This window comes from Bdellovibrio sp. BIS2, from assembly GCF_055398295.1.
This window is the reverse complement of record NZ_AP035879.1, coordinates 2449301-2471277: the sequence shown is the minus strand read 5'-3', so window position 1 is coordinate 2471277 and position 21977 is coordinate 2449301. Positions and strand designations below refer to the sequence as shown.

The 21977-nt window shown below is 51.3% G+C and carries 16 protein-coding genes; 7 read left to right on the top strand and 9 right to left on the bottom strand.

Annotated features, from left to right (window positions below; translation table 11 throughout):
- Window positions 1-134 precede the first annotated feature (134 nt).
- The 4 genes from prpB to ACZ520_RS11850 all read right to left on the bottom strand — a co-directional run bounded on the left by prpB (window position 135) and on the right by ACZ520_RS11850 (window position 4448).
- Window positions 135-1034, bottom strand: a complete 900-nt coding sequence (gene prpB, locus ACZ520_RS11865; protein ID WP_038449736.1) for a methylisocitrate lyase — start codon at window positions 1032-1034, stop codon at window positions 135-137.
- A gap of 506 nt (window positions 1035-1540) precedes the next feature.
- The gene (locus ACZ520_RS11860) at window positions 1541-3049 is read right to left on the bottom strand and encodes an MmgE/PrpD family protein (RefSeq protein WP_464125683.1); all 1509 of its coding nucleotides are present in this window, start codon (window positions 3047-3049) and stop codon (window positions 1541-1543) included.
- Window positions 3050-3144: 95 nt separating this feature from the next.
- Complete coding sequence (locus ACZ520_RS11855) at window positions 3145-3678, bottom strand: DOMON-like domain-containing protein (RefSeq protein WP_088564846.1); 534 nt, start codon at window positions 3676-3678, stop codon at window positions 3145-3147.
- Window positions 3675-4448: an acyl-[acyl-carrier-protein] thioesterase gene (locus ACZ520_RS11850; RefSeq protein WP_088564847.1), complete on the bottom strand. Its 774-nt coding sequence runs from the start codon at window positions 4446-4448 to the stop codon at window positions 3675-3677. The genes ACZ520_RS11855 and ACZ520_RS11850 overlap by 4 nt, the downstream gene beginning before the upstream one ends.
- Window positions 4449-4682: 234 nt before the next feature.
- Here ACZ520_RS11850 and ACZ520_RS11845 point away from each other — a divergent pair, with 234 nt between their 5' ends.
- Together ACZ520_RS11845 and ACZ520_RS11840 are read left to right on the top strand one after the other, a co-directional pair.
- Entirely contained in the window at window positions 4683-4946 is a 264-nt protein-coding gene (locus ACZ520_RS11845) for a helix-turn-helix domain-containing protein (protein ID WP_038451964.1), read from the top strand.
- A 161-nt stretch (window positions 4947-5107) separates the two neighbouring features.
- Window positions 5108-5713, top strand: a complete 606-nt coding sequence (locus tag ACZ520_RS11840) for a hypothetical protein (RefSeq protein WP_464125680.1) — start codon at window positions 5108-5110, stop codon at window positions 5711-5713.
- A 10-nt stretch (window positions 5714-5723) separates the two neighbouring features.
- On the opposite strand, the gene ACZ520_RS11835 is transcribed toward ACZ520_RS11840, so the two are convergent.
- The 5 genes from ACZ520_RS11835 to ACZ520_RS11815 form a co-directional block, all read right to left on the bottom strand.
- A complete protein-coding gene (locus ACZ520_RS11835; protein ID WP_464125678.1) occupies window positions 5724-8513 on the bottom strand; it encodes a POTRA domain-containing protein in 2790 nt (929 codons plus the stop codon).
- Window positions 8510-12478: a translocation/assembly module TamB domain-containing protein gene (locus ACZ520_RS11830; RefSeq protein ID WP_464125676.1), complete on the bottom strand. Its 3969-nt coding sequence runs from the start codon at window positions 12476-12478 to the stop codon at window positions 8510-8512. Before ACZ520_RS11830 ends, ACZ520_RS11835 begins: the two co-directional genes overlap by 4 nt.
- Window positions 12475-13536, bottom strand: a complete 1062-nt coding sequence (locus ACZ520_RS11825) for a hypothetical protein (RefSeq protein ID WP_088564851.1) — start codon at window positions 13534-13536, stop codon at window positions 12475-12477. The genes ACZ520_RS11830 and ACZ520_RS11825 overlap by 4 nt, the downstream gene beginning before the upstream one ends.
- A gap of 89 nt (window positions 13537-13625) precedes the next feature.
- A complete protein-coding gene (gene efp / locus ACZ520_RS11820) occupies window positions 13626-14192 on the bottom strand; it encodes an elongation factor P (RefSeq protein WP_088564852.1) in 567 nt (188 codons plus the stop codon).
- A 66-nt stretch (window positions 14193-14258) separates the two neighbouring features.
- Window positions 14259-15083 carry a tetratricopeptide repeat protein gene (locus ACZ520_RS11815; RefSeq protein WP_374030593.1) on the bottom strand — a complete coding sequence of 275 codons (825 nt, stop codon included), beginning with the start codon at window positions 15081-15083 and terminating at the stop codon, window positions 14259-14261.
- Window positions 15084-15168: 85 nt separating this feature from the next.
- On the opposite strand from ACZ520_RS11815, the gene ruvC reads away from it, so the two are divergent.
- The 5 genes from ruvC (at window position 15169) to ACZ520_RS11790 (ending at window position 21977) form a co-directional block, all read left to right on the top strand.
- Window positions 15169-15669 (top strand): crossover junction endodeoxyribonuclease RuvC, encoded by a 501-nt coding sequence (gene ruvC / locus ACZ520_RS11810; protein WP_226988183.1) that lies wholly within the window; start codon window positions 15169-15171, stop codon window positions 15667-15669.
- Window positions 15666-16256, top strand: coding sequence for a Holliday junction branch migration protein RuvA (ruvA, locus tag ACZ520_RS11805; protein WP_088564854.1), 591 nt, complete (start codon window positions 15666-15668; stop codon window positions 16254-16256). The genes ruvC and ruvA overlap by 4 nt, the downstream gene beginning before the upstream one ends.
- On the top strand, window positions 16253-17242 hold the full coding sequence (ruvB, locus tag ACZ520_RS11800; RefSeq protein WP_088564855.1) for a Holliday junction branch migration DNA helicase RuvB: 990 nt from the start codon (window positions 16253-16255) through the stop codon (window positions 17240-17242). Before ruvA ends, ruvB begins: the two co-directional genes overlap by 4 nt.
- Before the next feature lie 109 nt (window positions 17243-17351).
- On the top strand, window positions 17352-20738 hold the full coding sequence (locus ACZ520_RS11795; protein WP_464125672.1) for a Calx-beta domain-containing protein: 3387 nt from the start codon (window positions 17352-17354) through the stop codon (window positions 20736-20738).
- 234 nt (window positions 20739-20972) lie between these two features.
- Window positions 20973-21977 carry an asparaginase gene (locus tag ACZ520_RS11790; RefSeq protein WP_416480391.1) on the top strand — a complete coding sequence of 335 codons (1005 nt, stop codon included), beginning with the start codon at window positions 20973-20975 and terminating at the stop codon, window positions 21975-21977.

The window sequence follows — 21977 nt, the reverse complement described above, 5'->3', positions numbered from 1 at the left end:
TGCGTCTTGGTTTTTGCAGACATGATGTCCGCAAATTAAGGCTAATGCCAAGTTTATTGCAATTTATGAGGGCTTTTAGATTTTGCGTGCCCGAGCAGGCAAAAAAAAGGGAGGCTTGTGGCCTCCCTTGCGGATTATTTCAAAGTGAAGTTAAAGATGCTGGTGTCGAAAGAGTTGTACTCGTCATAACGGGAAAGTGCATACAAGTCTTTGCGAGTCTGCATCTTGTCCAAAAGACCCTCTTGAGTGCCTTTGGCTTTGATTTCGTTCAAGCCCGCCACCGTCGCACCCATCGCCAGACGGAACGTCGTCACCGGATAGATCACGATGTTGTAACCAAGATTGGAAAGCTCTTCGTAAGTGTACAGGCGACCTTTGCCGAATTCTGTCATGTTCGCCAAAAGGGGAACGTTCACCGCCTTACGGAACGTTTCAAATTCTTTTTCGTTTTCCAAAGCCTCGGTAAAGATGCAATCCGCACCCGCATCAATATAAGCTTTCGCACGGTCGATGGCTTTATCCAAACCTTCAACAGCACGCGCATCTGTACGAGCGATCAAAAGGAAGTTTTCATCCATCTTTTTGCCACGAGCTGCCGCCGCCACCTTACGGGCCGCTTCATCACGAGTCACAAGACCTTTGCCATCCAGGTGACCACAACGCTTCGGATTGATCTGATCCTCGATGTGGCAACCCGCCAGACCCATCTCGATCATTTCCTGAACCGTGCGAGTCGCAGACATTGGTTCACCAAAACCCGTGTCGATATCAATAATAGTCGGAAGTTTTGTCGTGCGGGCAATCTGACGACCACGCTGAGCGACCTCAGTCAAAGAAGTCAAACCGATGTCCGGGTAACCCAAATCATTGGAAAGCACAGACCCAGAAATATAAACCCCATCAAATCCCGCTTTTTCAATCGCCATAGAAACCAGCGGAGACCAAGACCCCGGCATCTGCAAAAGCTTGCCAGACTTCAAAGCATCTCTAAAGTTCTTACGTTTCTGCGCAGGAGTAATTTCAGGAAACAACATACAAGCCTCTTCTTTCCTAGCGACCGCCTTGGGACAGGGGAAGGGCTCCTTGAACCTTTCGCCTTCAGACAGTCCTCGCGGACGCCATCCCTTCGGGATGAGCTGCTGCGGAACTCGGCGAACGGCTCAAGGAGCCCTTCCCCTGTCCCAAGGCAGCCCCTGGGTCGATTTCTTTATTTACGTTTTCTTCATTCAGCGCCAAGCACGACGTTTCATGCTTGTCTCTCAATGCCCGGCATCGCTTGTTAACGTTGGCAGTAACCGGTTCAGCAGTTTTTATCTTATCACACGCGATTCCAAGTTAACCTCAAGATAGACGCTGAAGGGATCTTCTTGATTTGCAAAAAGCGTGGAGGGTGAAGTGCAGGGTTGGACCTTGAAGGGACCTCTGCGGGGCCTGGACGGCCCCCAGCCGGAGCGTAGCGGAGGCTGGAGCAGCGAGGCAGGAGGCCGTGTCCCGGAAAGGCCCGGCCCTGCGCTTCGCACTCCATGCGTTCCCGCGACGACTAGAAGATACCTTTAGTGTCTCTCTTGTTGTTCACAAGCTTTTCGATTGGGATCTGAACGTTCAACTGCTGAACTTGTTCTGCAGTCAGGTTTTCCAGATTTTCAACCAAGCCGATGAAACGATCGCGTTCTGCTTTGGTGATGATACCTTCAGTCAGAATGTCGAACTTGCGGATGTAGTCAGCACGTTTGAACGGACGAGCGCCCGCCGGGTGAGCATCAGCTACGCCAAGCTCATCAACGATTTTGGAACCGTCTTTCATTGTGATTTCTACGCGGCCACCGAAGCGTTTTTTATCTGGATCTGTCTCGTGGTACCAAGCAGTCCATTGTTTGTCTTCAACGGTGGAGATTTTGTGCCACAAAGCCACAGTGTCAGCACGTTTCGCACGCTCTGGAGCGTAGGAATTAACGTGGTGCCAAGTGCCGTCCTGCAACGCCACAGCGAAGATGTACATGATAGAGTGATCCAGAGTCTCGCGGGATGCATTTGGATCCATTTTTTGTGGATCGTTTGCACCAGTACCAATCACGTAGTGAGTGTGGTGGGACGTGTGGATCACGATGGACTGGATGTCGTCGAAGTTTTTGATCATTGGCTTCATTTTGCGAGCCAAATCGATCAACGCCTGGGACTGATACTCTGCAGAGTGCTCTTTAGTGTAGGTCTCAAGGATCGCGCGTTTTTCTTCGCCCACTTCTGGAAGTGGAACTTCGTATTTACCGTCTTTGCCATCAAGCATGTAAGCGATAACAGAGTCTTCACCTTCATAGATCGGAGATGGAGCGCCTTCGCCACGCATAACACGGTCCACCGCTTCTACAGCCAGTTTACCAGCGTGTGCCGGAGCATAGGCTTTCCAGGAAGAGATTTCACCTTTACGGGACTGACGAGTCGTGAAGGACACGTGAACCGCTTGTTGAACTGCTTGGAAGACAGTTTCTGTCGGCAAAGACAAAAGTGTACCGATACCTGCAGCCGTTGCTGGGCACAAGTGAGCGATATGATCTTTTTTGTGTTTGTGAAGGCAGATGGCTTTAACCAGGTCCACGTGAACTTCGTAACCAGTCACGATACCTTTTAGAAGCTCTTTACCGTTTTTACCCATTTGCTGAGCCACTGCCAAAATAGCAGGGATGTTGTCAGCCGGGTGAGAATAGTCAGCGGCAAGATAAGTGTCATGGTAGTCCAACTCACGAACTGCAGTTCCGTTGGCCCAAGTCGCCCATTCACAGTCAAATTTCTGGTCGTTCGGCATACCGAAGACAGTTGCACCACCGTTGCGCGGGTGAGCAATCGCCATAGCACGAGCAGAAGCCACCGGACGGCGGTTGGCAGCTGCGATAGCTACGGAAGCATTGTCGATGATACGGTTGATAACCATGTCAGTGACGTCAGCTTTGATAGGGGCGTTGTCAGTTGCGATTTCTGCAATTTTCCAAGCCAGTTGGTCTTTGCGATCCAACTTTTCTTTAGATGGGTACACACGAACTGTATGTTTCTTCATGAATGGGTCCTTTCTGGATTAAGAAAATGAAACAGCCCAAGCTATCTTGGGCTCCAGAAAGGGTCAAGAATGACCACGGGGAACGGGCGGTTCGCTCAATGCGTCGAAAGGGCGGTCCAGCCGGCTTTATTATGGAAGTCGGCCTGCGGTCCGGGATGGAACAGGGACCAGTAACTTAAGGTGCCGTCGACGAACTCGATCACGGCCGTCAGTCCCAGGCAGGTGAACTCCAAGGGCTTGCGGCTGTCGATTTCAATCTGAAAACGCGCCTCGGCGTCCTCAGAGTTTCGTGGTTGCAGGCGAACACGGGTGTCGGCCGCCGGGGCCATGTCTTTGCGATAGCTGCTAAAGGAATAAGCATTCCAGTGGCCGTTCGGCGCACAGTTGATCTCCAGATACGCAGATTCTGGTGTCGCACCATTTCCCAAAAACACCTCCAGGCAGGTGTGTTTCCAAAGTCCGTCTTCACGGCGCTCTGAACTGGAGGACTCGGGCCACTTGATGGCGTCGGTCGCGCCACTGATCTTAAATTCCACCAGCAGGCGGCTGTCGGAAAGCGGGGTGACCGCGCCTTGCACCTGCAAGGTGTTGGTCAGAGGTGTTTTGGTGAATGGAGTCAAAGATCTCATTTGCGTTTCTCCCAGCCCAGGACGGCGGTGAAAAGGACTTTTTCATCTCCCACACGCAGGCCCTTGTAGGCGCTTTCACCGTGGGTCGCCAACTGCACATCGGGGCTGGAGCAGTTGCGGTGGACTTCGACTTCATCACCCAGGTGGGTTTCCGCCAGGAAATTGACGGAGTAGGTGTTCAGCTTCAGGCTTTTATGCAGATCATAAGGAATGGCATCCAGAATCCACTGGGCGTACTTGGTGTTATTCACATGCTGGTTGATGTCCAGATCGGAGTTGCGCACACGGTACTTGGCGATTTTTTCGTAAGTGCCGGTCACCGGGATTTTTTCCGGCGTGATTCCCGTGGAACGGGCATGAGCGATCTGATCCCACGGGCGCAGGGTTTCTGCGGGCAGGATTTTTTTGCTCTGGCGATCCAAAGCCAGCCAACTTGTGGAACACAAGCCGATTTCTTCCCCCGACTGGGTGAGAATTGCAAATTCCCGGGCCACGAAAGCACCTTCCGGAGCCCGCAGCCAGGTTTGAATCTGGATGTTTTCCCCAAAGCGGGGCCAGGTCTTCATCTGCAGGCTTTGGCGGGTCAGAACCCAGAACAGTCCTTGTTGTTCCATATCCTGCATGCCAAAGCCCATTTTCTCGGCATGGATCCATGCGGTTTCCTGCAACAGGTTCAGCAACCCGTACAATCCCAAGCGTCCTAAGGGATTAACTAATAGACTTGTAATGTGGAAGTTCTCTGTCCAAGGGGCGTTGTTAATGTTTGCCATGCTCATATCCTTCAATCTTTTCTGCTGTAAAACAAGAAATGGCTCACATCTCAAACACGGAAAAGATTAGAAATTGCAAAAAAACAGGAAGTAATTTAGATCAAATAAGCTATAATGTATTTATCTGGATGAGAATATTTTGAAAGCTTTTTGAATGCAAAGGGCTTGTCACACTCGTCATGATGTGTATAAATAAATTCATCATTAGGTGGAAAACACATGAGACAAAAAAATATGTTAGCTGATTTTTTGAAGCAAAAACGTGTATCGGCAGGTCTTTCTCAGAGAGACGTTGCGGATAAATTGGGCTACTCCACTCCGCAGTTCATTTCCAACTGGGAGCGTGGTGTTTCTCATCCTCCAATCAACGCGCTGAAAAGACTGGGCGAACTTTACAAAGTTTCTGCTGATGATCTTTTCGAAGTGACATTGAACGCGACAATCCATGAAGTGACTCAGGATCTTCGCCGCAAGTTTGCCAGCAGCAAAGCTCGCTAAGCTACAGGTTTTTTGAAACTTGATTATCGAAGAGCTCCTTTGGGGGCTCTTTTTGTTTAAGTGACATAAATAAAATTTTGTTTCGAGAACGGCGCATCATGAGTGTGGCAACCCCAGGGCATCTTCAAAAATTCAAACTTCTCTGTGAAGAGTTGTCCTCTATGCTGGAGCAGGAGGGGTGGTCCGTTCGTCCTTATTCCCAGGACACTTTGCCTTACTTTCAACAGTTGAACGAATCCGAGCAGGCGCAGGCGACGGATCTGATGAATCAGTATCTGGAAATCTGCCGCTCGGTGCACCGCCAAGGCCGTCGTATCAAGGACATGTCATTCCTGGTAAAAACGGCCTTGGACTACTATGGGTATAAAATCAGCCAAGAGGGCATGGAACAACTGGTGAATAAGGAAGGGCGTATTGTTGAGTTTTATTCTCACAAGCACACCCAGTTTTTCCGTTCGTTCAATTTCTTTGAATTTTGCAGCTACACCATCGAAGACATCTTCTGTCGCAGTTGGCCTCATCTGTATTCCCGCGCTGAAGAAGTGACGATGCGTATTCTGGAACAGGCCAATTACGTTTTATCCGGTCGTTTGAATCAGCCGGTGATCATCACCGAAGTTCACAAGATCCAGGAACGTGTGTCCCTGGAGCGTCTGCAGATGTATATGACCCGTCTGTATCTGGAGCCTCTGATCAAGGACGGCAAAGTCGAAGGACTGATTGCCATCGAAGACTGTGTCTGGGATCTGGCTGATTTCACAATTTAAGATTTAAATTTTAGAAGGTTCCGATAGACAGGTGGAAGCGCCATGGTTCTTCACCTGGGCGCGCATCCAGTTTCCACGCCCACTCAAGACTTAACGGACCGACCGGGGTGTTGTAGCGTATGCCAAATCCGGTGGAATCACGGTAAGGGTCGGTGAAATGAAGGTCCGTGATTTTTACCGATCCGCCGTCGTAGAACACAGCGCCGCCCAGACTTTCCCAAACCGGGAAGCGCACTTCGGATTTGATCAGATACATGGTGGAATCCGTCGTCAGATAGTAAGTCGGATCGGTGTCGCTGAGGCCCAGATCCTGACGGTTCGGGAAGACCTCTTGAGTTCCGGCTTCATAGCCACGCACGGTGGATTGACCACCCAGCGTGAAGCCCTTTTTGTCCCAAGGCACGCCGCCGTCCTTGCTAAGATTTTTCAAATAACCGCCGCGCACCTGATTGGCCCAGACGACCGGTTGCTTGGACAGATGCCCCACGGTCCAATAGTGGGTGAAACTTAAAGTCGAACGCCAGTATTCAATCGTCGGGCTGCTGCCGATTTCCGGAGTTGAGTATTCCGCGTTCCAGCGCGTGAACGTCCCGCGAGTCGGGTTGAACGGGTTGTCGCGGAAATCCAGATCCAACTGCGGGCCGGTGGTGGCGATGTTTTGTTCCAGCGTATCGTACGGGTAAGAATCATCCAAACCGAAGTCACGGATGGTCGCCAAAGACCACAGATCCCAGATTCCCAGAATACGTGAAGTGAAGTCTTTTTCCAGAGAGTAAGTGGTCGAACGTACATCCGACACCTGCTTGATATCGTAATCAGTCACGGTACTGGAGCGGGTGACGTTGATACGGCCGCGCACGCGCGAATCAAAGATGTAAGGTTCAAGGTATCCAAGGACCACGCGGCTTTCCAGATACTTGATGTCAGCCACGTTGTAGTTCCCTTCCAGACGCAGGGAAATCCCGCGGCCGGTGCCCCACAGGTTGCGATAGGCAATCCCGGTGTATCCGCGCAAAGTCAGGGTTCTTTCGTTGGTGGCGCCGGCTCCCAGAGTAAAGACGCCCGGATCGCGTTCGGTCACTTTCACCAGCACGGTGCGGTTGGCGACGTTGGTTTTTTCTTCCAGTGTGCGGATTTCCACGGAACCAAAGAATCCGGTTCTTTGCAGACGTGCGACGGATTCTTCCAAATTGGAAGGTGTCAGCAGGTCGCCTTTGTCGAATTCAAGTTCCTTGTGAATCACGTAATCGGAAGTGAAGGTGTTGCCTTCCAGAATGATCGAAGCCACACGAACCTGGGGCCCTTCAAAAATTTTGAAATTTAAAGTGGCCTTGGTGTTGGTTTCATCATAGGTCACCAGATCCGCGCGTTCGTTCAGCAGCAGCATTTCGATGTAGCCCTGCTCGCGGTAATGATTTTTCAAACGGGCCACGGCCTCTTCGATCTGGCCCAGTTTCAGCGGCCCCGGGCGCAGGCGGGTGACCTTCAAAAGCTCTTCCGGGGTGAAGGCCTGATTGCCGGTGAAGGTGACAGATTCCACCACGGTCAGCGGGCCTTCATCCAGATTGATGTAAATCGTGACGGCGTCACGTTCTTTGTTGTACTGCGTGCGCGTGGAAAGAATCTTGGCCTGCAGGTAACCATTGTTCTGCAATTCCAGAATCAAATTTTTCAGGCCGGCGTCGATGTCGTCCTTGTTGTAATAACCGCTGTCTACGATGGCCGAACTGTGCTCTTCGATGAAGTTGATATAATAGCTGTCTTTTTTGCTATAGCGTCCGGTCAGGTTGTACTTTTGCACTTTCACCTGCGGGCCTTCCTCAATGTGGAAGGTCACCTTGCGCTGGAAGTTGCGCTGCTCTGATTCATCCGCTTTGACTTCGGCGCGGGCGTAACCCTTGGACAGGTAATAGCTGCGAATCTTCGCGGCCAGTTCGGCACTGACTGACGGGCTGGCAGAATAGTAGTTGTCCAGATCCAGCGCGTTTTCGATTCCACGGATCGCCAGGAAACGCACACCCTGATAGTCAAAGTTGTACTTTTCCGTTTTTTCCACACGGTAGGTTAAAGTCACCTGGGATTCGTCCGAGTTAAAGTCCGCCGTCGGTCCCACCAGATCGGCACGGATGTAGCGGTTCTTGGTCAAAAACTCGCGGGCGTCTTTTTGAATCTTGGAAAGGGTCGCATCGGTGTAGGGATCATTCAGGGCGCCGTCGATCTCTTTCATCAGGCGCTTGTTCAGATCCTCGTTCGGGCTTTGCAGCACGATATTGTGAACGCGGGTTCTTTTGTTTTCATTCACCCGCACCAGAATCGAAACCGACTCCGGGCTTTCCGGCGGCATTTCGATATCAATCACCGCATTGTAAAAACCGATGTCGCGATAAGCCTGGCGCAGTTTTTCTCCACCCTCGATCAGGGTCTGTTGGTCAAAGACGTCATCCGTCTTCACGCCGAACAGGTTTTCAGCTTCTGAAGAGGACATGGTTTTGTTGCCGTCAATCTGAACCTGGGAAATACGACGGGTCAGTTGGAAGTCCAGACGCCAAGGGCTGCCATTGCCATCATCAAAAACCCGCAGGCGTTGCAACTGGGGTTTTTGCTGCATAAAGCGCAGGATTTCGTCGACCTGATCCTGGCTCAGGCGTTCTTTGCGGGCATCCGGAAATCTTTTTTCCAGATCCTGCTGCAGTTCCTGTGGCAGCGTGGAATAGTTCAGATTTTTCTTCGCCGCCCACGCGGGAAGTCCCAGGGACAGAGCCAAAATCAATGCGGGTTTCAAAAGGGGTGTGCAGATCATTTAAACTCCCTTTTGAATTCCAGATCCAGACCGAAGATGCTTTGGGATTCCTGCTGCGTGGACTGCACGTTGGTGCTTTCCTCAGAACCACGGGTTTCAAATGAACCGATGGCCGTGATGTTGCTGTTCAGGAAGTATTCAAGTTTGATGTCATAAGACTGCGTATCACCCACGGGGCGGCTGCCGGACACTTTCATTTTTTCTGAAAGGCGGCGGCTTAAAGTGATTTTAGGAACTGAGATATTGCGGGTGGAATCGTACTGGGATGTCACGGCCAGGTTCAGGCCCAGGGTGCTTTCGAGCTGCTTGTTGATTGGTTTTGCCAAAACAGCGCCACCGATTTCAACACCCAGTTGTTCAGCCTGCTGACGGGACTGCAGGTTCTGATCCATTGCCGAGGATGTGACGCCCAAGGCGATCAAAGAGATAATGTCCTGCTCTGACAGCGGCGGAACGCTGTTTAAGTGAATTGTCAGATTCTTGGAAGGCCCTTGGGCCAGCAGGGTGATGTCGTATTCGTTGATGCGGGACACGGCTGAAATGTACAGGTTCGGATTGATCTCATCCGGATCGTTGAAGTCAATCATACCGCTTTGAACATCAAAGACTTTGTCTTTAAAGATGATCTTGGAACGTCTTTCCATGTTGATCTTACCCAGCAGAACCGGATTGGTCGGAGGCCCCTTGACCTGCAACTGCCCCGTGACTGAACCATCAATCAAAGAGTTTTTGATCACGATATTACGGCTGAGCAGAATCTGCAGATCCAGCAAAATGGCTTCAAACTGGCCTTCGCGCAGAAGCTTTGGCAGGTACAGGCTTTGACGAACACCCGTAACACCGCCGCCATCTTCGGTGAATTCTTTTTCGACCATGGCGCTGGTCACATGATAGGTTCCGGAAAGAGTGAACGGGAACCAGCGGCCCGAGAACAGCAAATCCGCACTGCCGCTGCTGCGCACTTTATCCGGCACATTGAAGGTGACACCTTCTAAGCGCGCACGGATGGTGGTGGGAATGTCTTTGATCCCGTTGATCTGAATGCCGCCGTCACCAGTCAAAGTTCCACCGGCAATCTGGCCGTTGATGGAATTAATCAAAATACGGCTTTGCGAGAACACCACTTCCGCAGAAACCTTTTCCAGCGGATGCGGGAACCCTTTGATTTTCACAAAGGTGTCTTTGGCGTTGGCGTTCCCCAGGATTTCAGGTTTTAGAACAGAACCTGAAACATTCGTGGAAAGATGAATCGGTCCCCCCATGTCTTCCAGGAACGGGGTGAAGATCTGCAGCAGGCGAAGATCCGCGTTGGCGGTCACACCCACGTTCAGATTTTCCGCCGTGAAGTTGGTGCCGCGGATCTGGATCAGATTGTTCGGACCTTGCAGGGTGAAGTTCCGGATACTGGCCACTCCGTGATCCATGGTGATGTCGATGGGGCCGTTATTCGCAAAACTGAGAGGTCCGCGCTTTAAGGTGAATGTGTCGATGTGAATTTTGCCCGTGGCTTTAAACAGTTCGCCGCTGTCAGATCTTAGGTCCACAGTTGAGGTCAGTGCGGAATCATACTCGTTGGCCAGATTCGCTCCACCGATCAGGCCGAGCAGGGTGGAATAATTCCAGTTGTTGGTATTAACCTTCATCACCAGTGGCGTGCGGCTGTTGGCGATCGGCAGTTGGAAATCGGCTTTGACTTTGTTTCCGAACAGGGTCATCTGACCGCCGAAGCTCTGGCGGTTGATTTTCAGGATCAGGTTTGAATTTGGAATTTCCTGATCTTCAAACAGGGTGTCGGTGATTGCGCCTTTCAAAAGAATCTGCGGCTGGGTGACGGATTCTTTCAGTTCAGCGGCAAAATTCAGGTTGCCGGTGATATTGGAATTGATTTTGCTGATGATGTCGGATTCTTCCAAACGCCAGTTTTTTCCATCCGCATACAGATTCATGATCTTGTCGGAAGAAATGCCCCCTTGCAGGGTGACGGTGGAATTGGCTCTTTGTAAAACAACTTTGTCAGCTTTGATGTTTCCCTGATTCGCGGAAGCATTGAATTGAAGCGAGTCGAAGTTTTCTAGACCAATGAAGACGTTCTTGAATGCTGATTCAAGCTTGTAATTCAGCTTCCAGAAATTCAGCGGACCTTCCACGTGGGCTTTGGCAGCGCCCACGCCCTGAACCTGAATTGGCAGCTTATAGATCGGCTCGAACACCTGAGCCACATCGGCAATGTCGGCCGTCGGCACGCTGAAATCGCCGCTCAGGGTTTCGTTATTCAGGTTCACATTCAGATCGCCCAGGTACTGGGTTTTGTTGATGGCACCGGCAATGTCTTCAAAGATCAGATGGCCTTTGCGGTACTTCAGGTCAGAAATCAGATTTCCCAGCGCAAAGTCTTCGAAGACAAAGTTGCGCGCATTCAGCTTCATGTCGAAGATCGCGGCGTCAGAATCCCCCGAAGTGGAACCCGAGATACTGGTGGATCCGACCATCTTCAAGTTTGCCAGATTGCGGATGTTTTTAAGATCCAGCTTGTCCGTCTTGAAATTGATCTTAAAGCCTTTGTCGAAATCAATCACCCCATCCGTGGTGCCCTGGCTGCTGCCGACGTTCAGAATTGCCGCATAGGTCACGCTTTGGGTGGTGACCTGGAACTGGCCTTTGGCTTTCATGCTGTCGATATTCACCAAAGGTTTTGTTTTGGGCTTCAGATCTGTTTTCACCCACAGGTCTTTACCTGCGATGGCCGCGTTAGTGCAGGTCACTTGGAAGGTTGGGCGGATGCGGCCTTCACATGGCAGTTCACCCTCAAGCCCGATGCCCACCGGGATGTTCGCCAGATCCAGGCTTTGGAAAAGTTTGTACAGATCCAGGCTGTGAACTGTGACCAGGGACTTAAAGCCGTAATTGCCGTCCAGCTCCAGTTGGGACTTGGTCAAAGTCGCTTCACCGGCCGGGTGGTTGACCTGCATTTCAGAAAGACTGATGACGCCGTTTTGGTATTCACCCTGAATGCGCGCATCGCCCAGTTCCAGTTTTCCCAAAGTGACGGAGCGGGTGTTGATGTCGGCGGAAGCTTTGACGTCATCAAGGCCGTTGAACTTGGCATCCATTTCGGTGACCAGTTCGCCGTTGATCACCGGCAGCTTGATGTCCGGGCGCAGACGCTTCATTTCATTGTAGATGTCAGTCAGGTTGACCTTTGCACTAAGATCCAGAACGCCGGAAGGTTTGATTGCGATTTTGGAAAAGTGGGTCAGTTCCCCGCGAGTCAGGATTTCAGATTCACCCAGGCGCACGCCCAGTTGAATGATTTTCAGCGACTGACGGGTTAGATATAGATGCGTGTCCAAAGATCCCGCAAAATCACCGACACGACCCAGCTTAACTTGCAGGGACGGGATGTTGGCTTTTGCTGTCAGATTTTTTCCCATGTTGGTTAACAGCAGGTCGCCGCTTTCAACATCGACATTCAGTTTCAATTGCTTTGAGGACACATTCACCAGAATGTTCTGCAGGAACACGCGCTGCAGAGGCAGCTTTTCCAGCAGGGCAAAGACTTCATCCATCGGAAGTTCTTTGGCCGGGGAGTCATCTTTCAGGAACGGATCGATATTGATTTGCGCGCGCGGGGATTCCGCCACCACCGCTGACAAAGTCAGGCGGCCACCCAAAAGGTGAAACACATCGACGAAGGCGCGCACACTGCCGATTTCAATCAAAGGCAGGGATTCAGCCAGTTCGCCTTTGCCGCGAATTTCAATCCCTTCCATGGCCACCGACGGGCGCAGGAATCTTAATGACAATTTTTTTGCGCGAATGCTGACGGGAAGGTTTTCGTCGGAATAGCTGTGGATTTTATTCAGCGTCCAGGTTTCAAGTTTCGGCGCAAGATAAGTCGATCCCACCGCCCATAAAACCAGAAAGCACGCCAGTGGCGTCAGTAAAATCCAAAAGGCCCTTCTCACTGGCCACCCCAGATGCTGAGCAGTGCGCTGGCCGCACGGTAGTGCGGACGGGCCGCCAGCAATCCTTCCATCACTTCAACGGCGGTGTGTTTTTGGCCAAGTCCCCACAGGGCCTGGGCACGCAGATAAGCCGTGGCAAAAAAAGTTTCCGGTTCGTGGGCAAAGACGACTTCGACTTTGGCGAGATCTGTCAGCAACTCGACAAAACGGCGGCACTTCAGCAGAACCTCCAGGCGGAACCAGATCAGGGCATCGGTTTCATCACTGAAGGACAGTAATGACAGCGCGTCTTCATAGCTTTCCAGCATGTAAGCGGCAATGGCGAAATCAAAAGCCATGGAAGGATCGGCTTCCGCGTGTTCATGCATACTTTGCATCAGCACTTGCAGTGCCTGTTCCGTTTCCGGATCTTTCGGCGAAAAATCCTCTGTCTTCACGCCCCGCGAGCGCGGCGTGCGACGGGAAAGAATTTCCAGGGCATAACGCTGCTTGTGTTCATTCACTTCGCGGCGGATGTCGCTGTCGCCGGGATAAAGTTTTTGCAGACGAGCCAGCAGGGATTTTTCCTGTTCATACAACTGCTGCGTGCGCAAAGTGATCAACTGATCCAGCAGCAGACGTTTGTTGTTCAGATAGTCTTTGTGAATTTTGTATTTGCGGTTGCTGCGCCACTCTCCCAGAGTTTGAATGGACTGGCGTAAAGCCAGAGAGCGGGATGCTTCCTCCTGGGCGCCGTCTTCCTCGATGCCGTCAATCAGGGCGCGCACGGATTTTTCATCCAGCTCTTCGTTGAAAGCGCTCAGGGCCTCCAGGAAGTACGGCCAGGGAATCGGGAAGGATTCATTTTCAAGATGGCGCAGAACAAATTCCACCAGCACCAGTTCGTTTCCGGACTGAATCAGAAAACGAGAAAGCGCCGTGATGTTATCAAGAGTAAAATGATCCGGAGAAGATTCGATACTGGAGACAAGACGGGATGCCACTTCAGCCAGATCGACAGTTTGATCTGAGCCTTGATTGAGTAAATTCTGGATTTCTAACTCAACATATGTGGACAAGAAAAAAGCCTCCGCAATTCATCTGAAACTTTATCTCATTATTTTGCGATAAAATTCAGTGGTTGCGGAGACTTAATACTAGGCGTTAATTACTTTTGGCTGACGCGCTCTACGTACTCACCTGTGGAGGTGTCAATACGAAGAACATCGCCTTCATTGATGTGCAAAGGAACGCCTACAGTCAGGCCGGTTTCCATCGTCGCTGGCTTGGTAGCGCCAGTCACACGGTCACCTTTGATACCTGGGTCTGTTTGTGCCACAGTCAGGTTCACAGCTTTTGGCACGTCACAAGCAACGGCTTTTTCGTTGTAGAACAAGATGACAACTTTCAGGTTTTCAGTCAGGTAGTACTTTGCTTCGCCCAGGTCGTCTTCAGACATGGCGATCTGCTCGAATGTCTCCTGAGACATGAAGTTGTAGCCCGTGTCATCCTTGTACAGGAAAGACATCTCTTTGTTTTCTACGTTTGGAACTTCAAATTTTTCACCGGATTTGAAAGTGGATTCAAGGTTCTGACCCGTCAGCATGTTTCTTAGCTTGGTGCGGGTGAACTGATTGCCTTTACCTGGTTTAACGTGTTGGAAATCCACGATCACGTAAGGCTTGCCCTCAAGCATGATTTTTAGACCTTTTCTAAAGTCCGACGTTTCGTACATTGTAAAATCCTTCCTAAATAAGATAAATCAAGGAAGGGCTATAATGTCCTAAACGGGCGTCAGAGGTCAACCTTGGGCGCGGTAGTCTTCTATTTTGCGAAGCATCATCTCAAGGACTTCCAGCTTCCGTTCGCGGATCAACTGCTCACGGGGTTGGATCGGTTTTAGGGGGATGGCCTCATCAGTGTCGTTATAGCGGACCTGAAGGGTTTTCATGCGTCTTTGGATCTCGGGATGGTCGCCGAATTCCACGCGGGTGTCTTTCAAAAGGGCATGGGCTTTTTCCAGATCGTTGCGCACAATAAAGGCATCAATCAGGGAAAGCATGCGCTCTAAAGCCTTGTTCGTGGTGATCGGAGCCGGGCGGATGACCACCTCTTCGATGCCAAAATCCGGGGTGCGCTCGGAGGTTGCTGGTGATTCCAGATTCACTTCCGGCAGTTTGGTCATGGCAAAGACGTCTTCGTCGTATTCATCCGCCGTCAGGGATTCCAGTTTTTGCACCGCTTTCTGGGCGCTTTTGGAATTTGGATTCAGGAACAAAACCATTTTAAAGGACTTCAAAGCTTCCTTCGGATTCTTTTGTGCCAGATGAACTTCGGCCATCAACTGGTGCGCCAGAATGTTTTCCGAGGACAGGGAGGTGGCTTTTTTCAGCGTCTCCAGAGCTTTGGAAAGCTCTCCCAAATCACGCATCACCTTGGCGTAAGTGACCAGGCCGCCGACAAATTGCGGGTGGCGTTGAACGCCTGCAGTCACGGTTTTGCGGGCTTCCTGCAGCATTCCCATTTCGCGATAAGCCTCGGCCAGCGGAGCAAAAACCTGAGAATTCGGATCTTTCTCGAGGAGGCTTTGGTACTTTTCAATGGTGCTTGCTTCAATTTTGGGCATGAATAGATACTAAAGCAGATTGATTGACTAAGCAATAGCTTCAGCTTCAAATAGGGGCGAGAGTTTAAAAACAGGGTGGTTGTCTTTGGTTATTCTTGGGGTCGATCCCGGTTCCCGCATTACAGGTTTCGGTGTTGTTCGCGTGGCGAACGGAAAGATTGAGCATATCAATCACGGCGTGATCGTCATGGACGGTGACGACGCCTTTCCGCGCCGGATGACCGAACTGGGTTCTGCGTTCCGTGAAGTCATGGAAAAGTACAAACCCGAACAGGTCGTCATCGAAAAAATCTTCCTGGGTAAAAATGCCGACAGTGCCTTCAAACTGGGGCATGCCCGCGGTGTGATCATGTATGAAGCCGGCCTGGGCGGCGCTGAAGTTCAGGAATACGCCACCCGGTCCGTTAAAAAAGGTGTCACCGGCAACGGCGGCGCCTCCAAAGAGGACGTGCAGGCCATTTTGAAAGTGATGCTGAGCCTAAAAACCATCAGCCGCATCGATGCCTCTGACGCCCTGGCCATGGCTTGTTACCATGCCTTTGAAATGAAAAAGAAAGCCCTAATGCAAAGAGCGGTGAGTTTATGATTGGATATCTGCGCGGTAAAATTATTGAAGTGATGAACGACTCCGCTTTGATCGACGTCAGTGGGGTGGGTTATGAAATCCACGCTTCCAGCAACACGCTGGGGGATCTGCAGACGCTTTTGGGAAATGACATCATTGTGTGGATTCATACTCACGTGCGTGAAGATGCTTTGCAGCTTTTCGGTTTCCACGACAAAGAGGAAAAAAATCTGTTCCTGTCTTTGTTAAAAGTAAACGGCGTCGGTCCGAAGATGGCTTTAAGCATTCTTTCCGGCGGCCGTCCGGCGCAAATTCATGAAATGATCGAAGCGGGTAATGCCAAGGCGTTGTCGGGTTTGCCAAAAGTGGGCAAAAAGACCGCCGAGCAGATTATTCTGACCCTCAAAGGCAAGCTTGTTTCCATCGAAGAAGGCGGTGTGGTTGCCAAAGCCAAATCCGTGGCGCACACGCAGATCACTTCAGCTCTTTTGAATCTGGGTTATAAATCCCAGTTGGTGGATCAGTTTGTTTCCTCCTTGCCAGCGGACATCGCGGTTGAAGACGGTATCCGCAAAGGCTTCCAGACCCTGTCTGGAGGATTGTCATGAGTCGTATTCTTGAAGGCGATCCGGTCGAAGGCGAAAAGAGCTGGGAAAACGAACTGCGTCCCCAGAAATTTGAAGACTTCCCCGGTCAGGATGATGTGAAGGAAAAACTGAAGGTGTTCGTGGCGGCGGCCAAACACCGTGGTGAATCCCTGGATCACGTTTTGTTGTGCGGGCCTCCGGGCTTGGGTAAAACGACACTTTCTAAAATCATCGCCAATGACATGGGTGCTGAAATCAAGATGACATCGGCTCCGGCGATCGACAAAAAGGGTGACCTTGCGGCGATTTTGACTTCATTGAAACCGCACTCGGTTTTGTTCATTGATGAAATTCACCGTTTGAGCCGTCATGTGGAAGAATACCTGTACACAGCGATGGAAGATTATTACATCGACATTGTGACCGGCGAAGGCCTGGGCGCGCGCTCGATGAAATTCACTTTGGCACCGTTCACTTTGGTGGGGGCGACCACACGTGCGGGGCTTTTGAATCCGCCGTTCCGGGATCGTTTCGGTATTGTGGAGCGTTTGCAGTTCTATGATAAGGATGCTCTTCGCCAGATCCTGATGAGATCTGCGGAAATTCTGAAAGTTGAAATCGACGAAGAGGGTGCTGATGAAGTGGCCCGTCGTTCGCGCGGAACTCCGCGGGTGGCGAACAGACTTTTGAAGCGTGTGCGTGATTACGCTCAAGTCAAAGGCAACGGTGTGGTGACGAAAGACATCGCCGTGTATGCGTTGAATCAGTTGGGTGTGGATCAGTATGGTTTGGACCTGATGGATCGCCGAATTCTCAGTCTGATACAGGACAAGTATGCCGGTGGTCCGGTGGGGATCGATACGATCGCTGCGGCCTTGAGTGAAGAGCGTGACACCCTGGAAGAGGTCTATGAGCCATTCCTGATTCAGGAGGGGTTCATTCAAAAAACCCAGCGTGGCCGTGTAATCACGGAATTCGCTAAAAACTCTGTCTTGGCGGACAAATAGCGAGTTCCGGAAACTCGCGGAAAATAGCAAAATTCTCATATTGAATCTACAGAAGCTCGGAAGCTGACCCGATAAAATCTAAGGAACACTTTGATTTTAAGGGGCGTCAATGAGCTATCAGAATGTCATCCGTATTTTCACGTCAGTTTTTCTGATGTTGGTGATGGTCGGCTGCGGAAACCTGAGTGCTGAAATGTTTGGTAAGGTCGGATCGATTTTGAATCCGTCTTTGCCGGGGCCGGCTCCTTTGCAATATCCAAAAATCTTGAAAGTCGATGCCGACACCACCGGAGCTTCTTCGGTTTCTACGCTTGCCTTGCCTCGCTATACCACGGCGGGGATTGTTCCTATCCAGGTGCACTTCAGCGGTCCGGTCAATGTGACTGGCAATCCCACGATTGAACTTGAAACCGGAGCGACGAAGCGTCTGGCGACATATGCCTCCGGTTCCGGCACGAGTATGCTGGTATTTGAATACGCAGTGGTTGCCGGGGATTCGGCTCTGACGTTGGATTACACGGGCACGCAGGCAATCAACTTAAACGGCGGCTCTATTGAGCCCGCAGAGGATGTCACAGGCACCGCTGATGAAGTCGCCAATCTGCTGACACTGCCAGCTCCAGGGGCGGCAGAGTCTTTGTCGCAGAGTACGCCGGTATTGATCCGCACCATCCCTGAGGTGAAAAGACTGAGCACCCCGGACACTGACGTGTACCTGGATGGCACCAGTTTGGAAGTCATTGTAAAATACGATCAGCCAGTGACCGTGACTGGAAATCCGCGCATCACCATTCGCATTGGCAGTAATAATCGTATCGCCAACTATGTGACTAAGGTATCCCCTTCGGAATTGCTTTTCCGATATGAGGTTGTTGTCGGTGATGATGATACGGACGGTATTGAAATGCCTGCGGCTATTGAACTGAATGGCGCCACTGTCACCAATCCCGCCAATGAAGTGGCGGTGACAGATCTGCCAGTCAAAGACACGACGGGGATTCTGACTTACACGTCGGCTTTGACGGCATCCTTTGTATCCAGCAGTCAGATTGTGAATGAAGATGCGGGCACTTTGAACATTCCGGTGGTGCTGAGTGCTCCCGCTCCGATCGCCTTTAAAGTGACAATCGCGGTCATGGGTGACGCAGGTGCAGAGGACTTCACCCTGACATCCAAAGAAGTCAATTTTGCCGTTGGTGAAACGACTAAATATATTCCGCTGACCATTCTTGATGATGCTGTAGCAGAGCCTGAAAAGCGGATTCGTCTGATTCTGGCGAAAAACTCCCTCGGAAACGGGGGGATGCTCTCGGTGCATGAGGTGTTGATCCGGGATGATGATTCCGCTGTTGTGGCACCCAAGGTTGTGTCGTTCAAGCAGGGCGTGGGTTTTGCCTGTGCACTGTATGACAATAACGATCTGAAATGTTTCGGTGCCAACGACTATGGCCAGCTTGGCAATGGGACTGTGGTCAACACGAATGAACCTTCCGCCACACCTGTTTTGCAGAATGTGGCGCATTTTGAGGTGGGCGGATACACCGTCTGCGCCGCGAACACTTCAGGCGAGATGTGGTGTTGGGGGCGGGATAATGCGAGTGCCCTGCCGGGATCCGTCGGTGGCAAAGTGCTGCAGCCAACGAAATATGTGAATTCCGGAGTCACTCAGGTGGCGGTCAGCTCGAATGCACTATGTTACCTAAAAACCAATAAAGACCTGATGTGTTGGGGCGATGACTATTCCGGTATATTTGGTACTGGATCGACCAATGCTTCGCGCACTCTGGCTGCTCCACAGCTTGTCACAGGGCAGGTGGAGGAAATGCGTCTTATCGCGGCTGTTACCGGAAACACTTTGTGTGCGGTTAAGTTGGATTCCGTAACTCCGTCGCAAAGAAATCTTTTCTGCTGGGGTAACAGATCGACCTGGTACTCTTCAGGAAGCACGTCCACTGTGCCCGCGACGCCCTTGGCAACCAATATCGTTTCCTATGACCTCTTCAATGACAACATCTGTGTGCAAAAAGATGAAGGTGCGCCGACAGTGCGCAAAAACTATTGTTGGGGCAGCGGCGGAAATGGTCAGTTGACTCCGGGAACCAGCGGGGCGGGTTCAACGGTTCCGGTAGAGATGAGTTCCGACTATAAAGACATGATGACTTCGCAAGAGTCGATCATAGGTTTGAAAAATGACGGAAGTATATGGACGTGGGGCTCTGGTGGCCGAATCCCAGGCGGCAATCCCGTTGTCGCAGCTTCGGCACCAGTGCAATTGATCAGCGGCGGAGTGAAAAGTCTGCTGCGAATGTCTAACAGATATGGCCCAACAGATGGTCTGGATCCACGCTGTGTGTTGATGTTGGATTCTTCGGTTCAATGTTGGATGGCCTCGCCGTTGCCAGTGAATAAAACACTGCCTGTGACGGTCATTCCTGCGGGCGTAGAATCAGTTTCAGTCAGCAATGTGTTCCATGAAAACTACTATTCGGCCTGTTCTTTGATGTCTTCGGGCGAAGTTCTTTGCTGGGGGCAAAACTCGGTGGGGCAAGTGGGTGATCGAACGCTGTTGCCTCGCTTGGTTCCGACTCAAGCCTTGTCGCGCAATCAGCGACAGATCGCCACAGGGCGAGAGCGCAGTTGTTCAGTTTCAACCTACGGGGAGCTGAGATGCTGGGGATATAACTCCGCAAACTTGAGTTTGGGTGTCAGTCCTTCCTTCACAAGCTTTAAAACTCCGAAGATTGTGATTGGTAAAGATGTCAGCAAGGTGGCATTGAATGATGACGGTGGGTGTGCGCTGTTGACGACCGGCGGACTGAACTGCTGGGGCGACAACAACAGCGGCCAGAGCAAGCCAGGAAGTGCCAGCGTCAACACTCTTCCAAATCTGGTGTTGTCGTCTGGAGTTCGGGATGTTGAAACGTCTTACCAGGCAGCCTGTTATATCGCAACCAATGATGATTTGTTCTGTTGGGGGGATAACACCCAAAAGCAACTGGGATTGGGAGACACTGTTGACAGAACAACGATACCAGCGACGCCGTTGTTGTCCGGGGTTGACTCCGTCTCTATGGGGGGGCATGAAACCAGTCCGGGCTCTTGTGCCGTCATGAAAAACGGGGACTTGAAGTGCTGGGGGAGTGGTTTGGCTTGTATGGGGACGAACGGCGACACTCCCACAACATTGCTGACGGATGTTAAGAAAGTCTCTGTGGGGCGTTCCCATATGTGCGCGATCATGGGTGACGAGCGCCGCTTGGTTTGCTGGGGGCAGAACCCGAAGGGGCAACTTGGGATAGGGACGACGGTTGATAAATGTTATTCTTCCGGTCCCGCAACCGTGGTTGCAGAAGGTGTTCGTGCTGTCTCTGCGGGCAGTGACAGCACCTGTTTCGTTCTGGAAACGGGTGAAATGAAATGCATGGGTGATAATAATAAAGGTGTTGTTGGAACCGCAGATCGCTTCCCATTCCCTCGCACGGTCTGGGGACTGTAGAATCAAAGGGCCAGGGATATCTTAAAAACGTGATTACTATTCGAAGCCGGCGTACCGCCGGCTTTGTCGTCTGTCGTATTTTGATCCTTTTGCAGGTTTTTATATTGGGGTCCCCTGCATCCTGATAGACTGATCAGCGGTTCGCCTGCGATGTTCGGGCGATGTTCTGCAGGACAATCTTTCGGAATCGTTTTGATATGAGAATCCTGGCACTAATTCTTTTGGAGAGCGTATATGGCATCAAAGCAGCCGTTGATCATTGAGGTGTTGCGCGGTCCCGTGGTGGAAAGCCAGCACCAGGTGATGGCCGTTGTTGTTAACGAGATCGGCAACCTTGTGCAGTACTGGGGGCATCCTCAGTATCTGACCATGCCTCGCAGTGCAATCAAGATGTTGCAGGCTCTGCCGCTGATTGAATCCGGTGCTGCGGAAAAATTCAATCTGGAAGACAAGCACATTGCTTTGGCCTGCGCCTCGCATCGCGGAGAAAAAGAGCACTTGGCCGCCCTGTCGCAGTGGCTGGAAAAAGCCGGCTTGAAAGAAGCTCAGTACGTCTGTGGTCCGCATTTGCCTTACGATGAAGCCAGTGCCCACGATATGATCCGCAAAAATCAAAAGCCCACCGTGCTTTGTAACAATTGTGCTGGTAAGCATTCGGCGATTATTTCGACCTGTCTGCATTTGGGCGAGGATCCGACGGGATATGAAAAGTACGAACACAATGCGCAGAAAAGACTGCGTAAGGTTCTAAGCGAAACCATGCGGATAGATCACTCCAAGGTTCCTTATGGAGTGGATGGTTGCGGTATTCCGACGTATGCCGTTCCGCTGCAGAATATGGCCATCGGGATGTCGACCTTTATTAATCCCAAAGAAGCTCCCGCGCGCAAAGTCGCAGCAGAGCGTATTTTGCACGCAGTCAGGTCCAACCCGTTTTATATTTCCGGCAGTGACAATTTTGCCACAGCTGTGATCGAAAAGTCACAAGGTCGTGCCGTGATCAAGGGCGGGGCTGAGGGTGTGTTCTGCGGGGTGCTGCCGGAAAAGAAGGTGGCTTTCGCGGTGAAAGCCGCTGACGGGGCCGGACGAGCCGCTCAGGCTGCCACGGCGATGTTGTTGTTGCAGTTGGGTGGCTTGAATGAAAGTGAATTCAAGGCGCTTTCTAAATTCACCGTGTCTCCTGTCACAAACTGGCGTGGCGACGTGGTCGGGCAAATCCGCATTGCGAAGGGCTCTTAG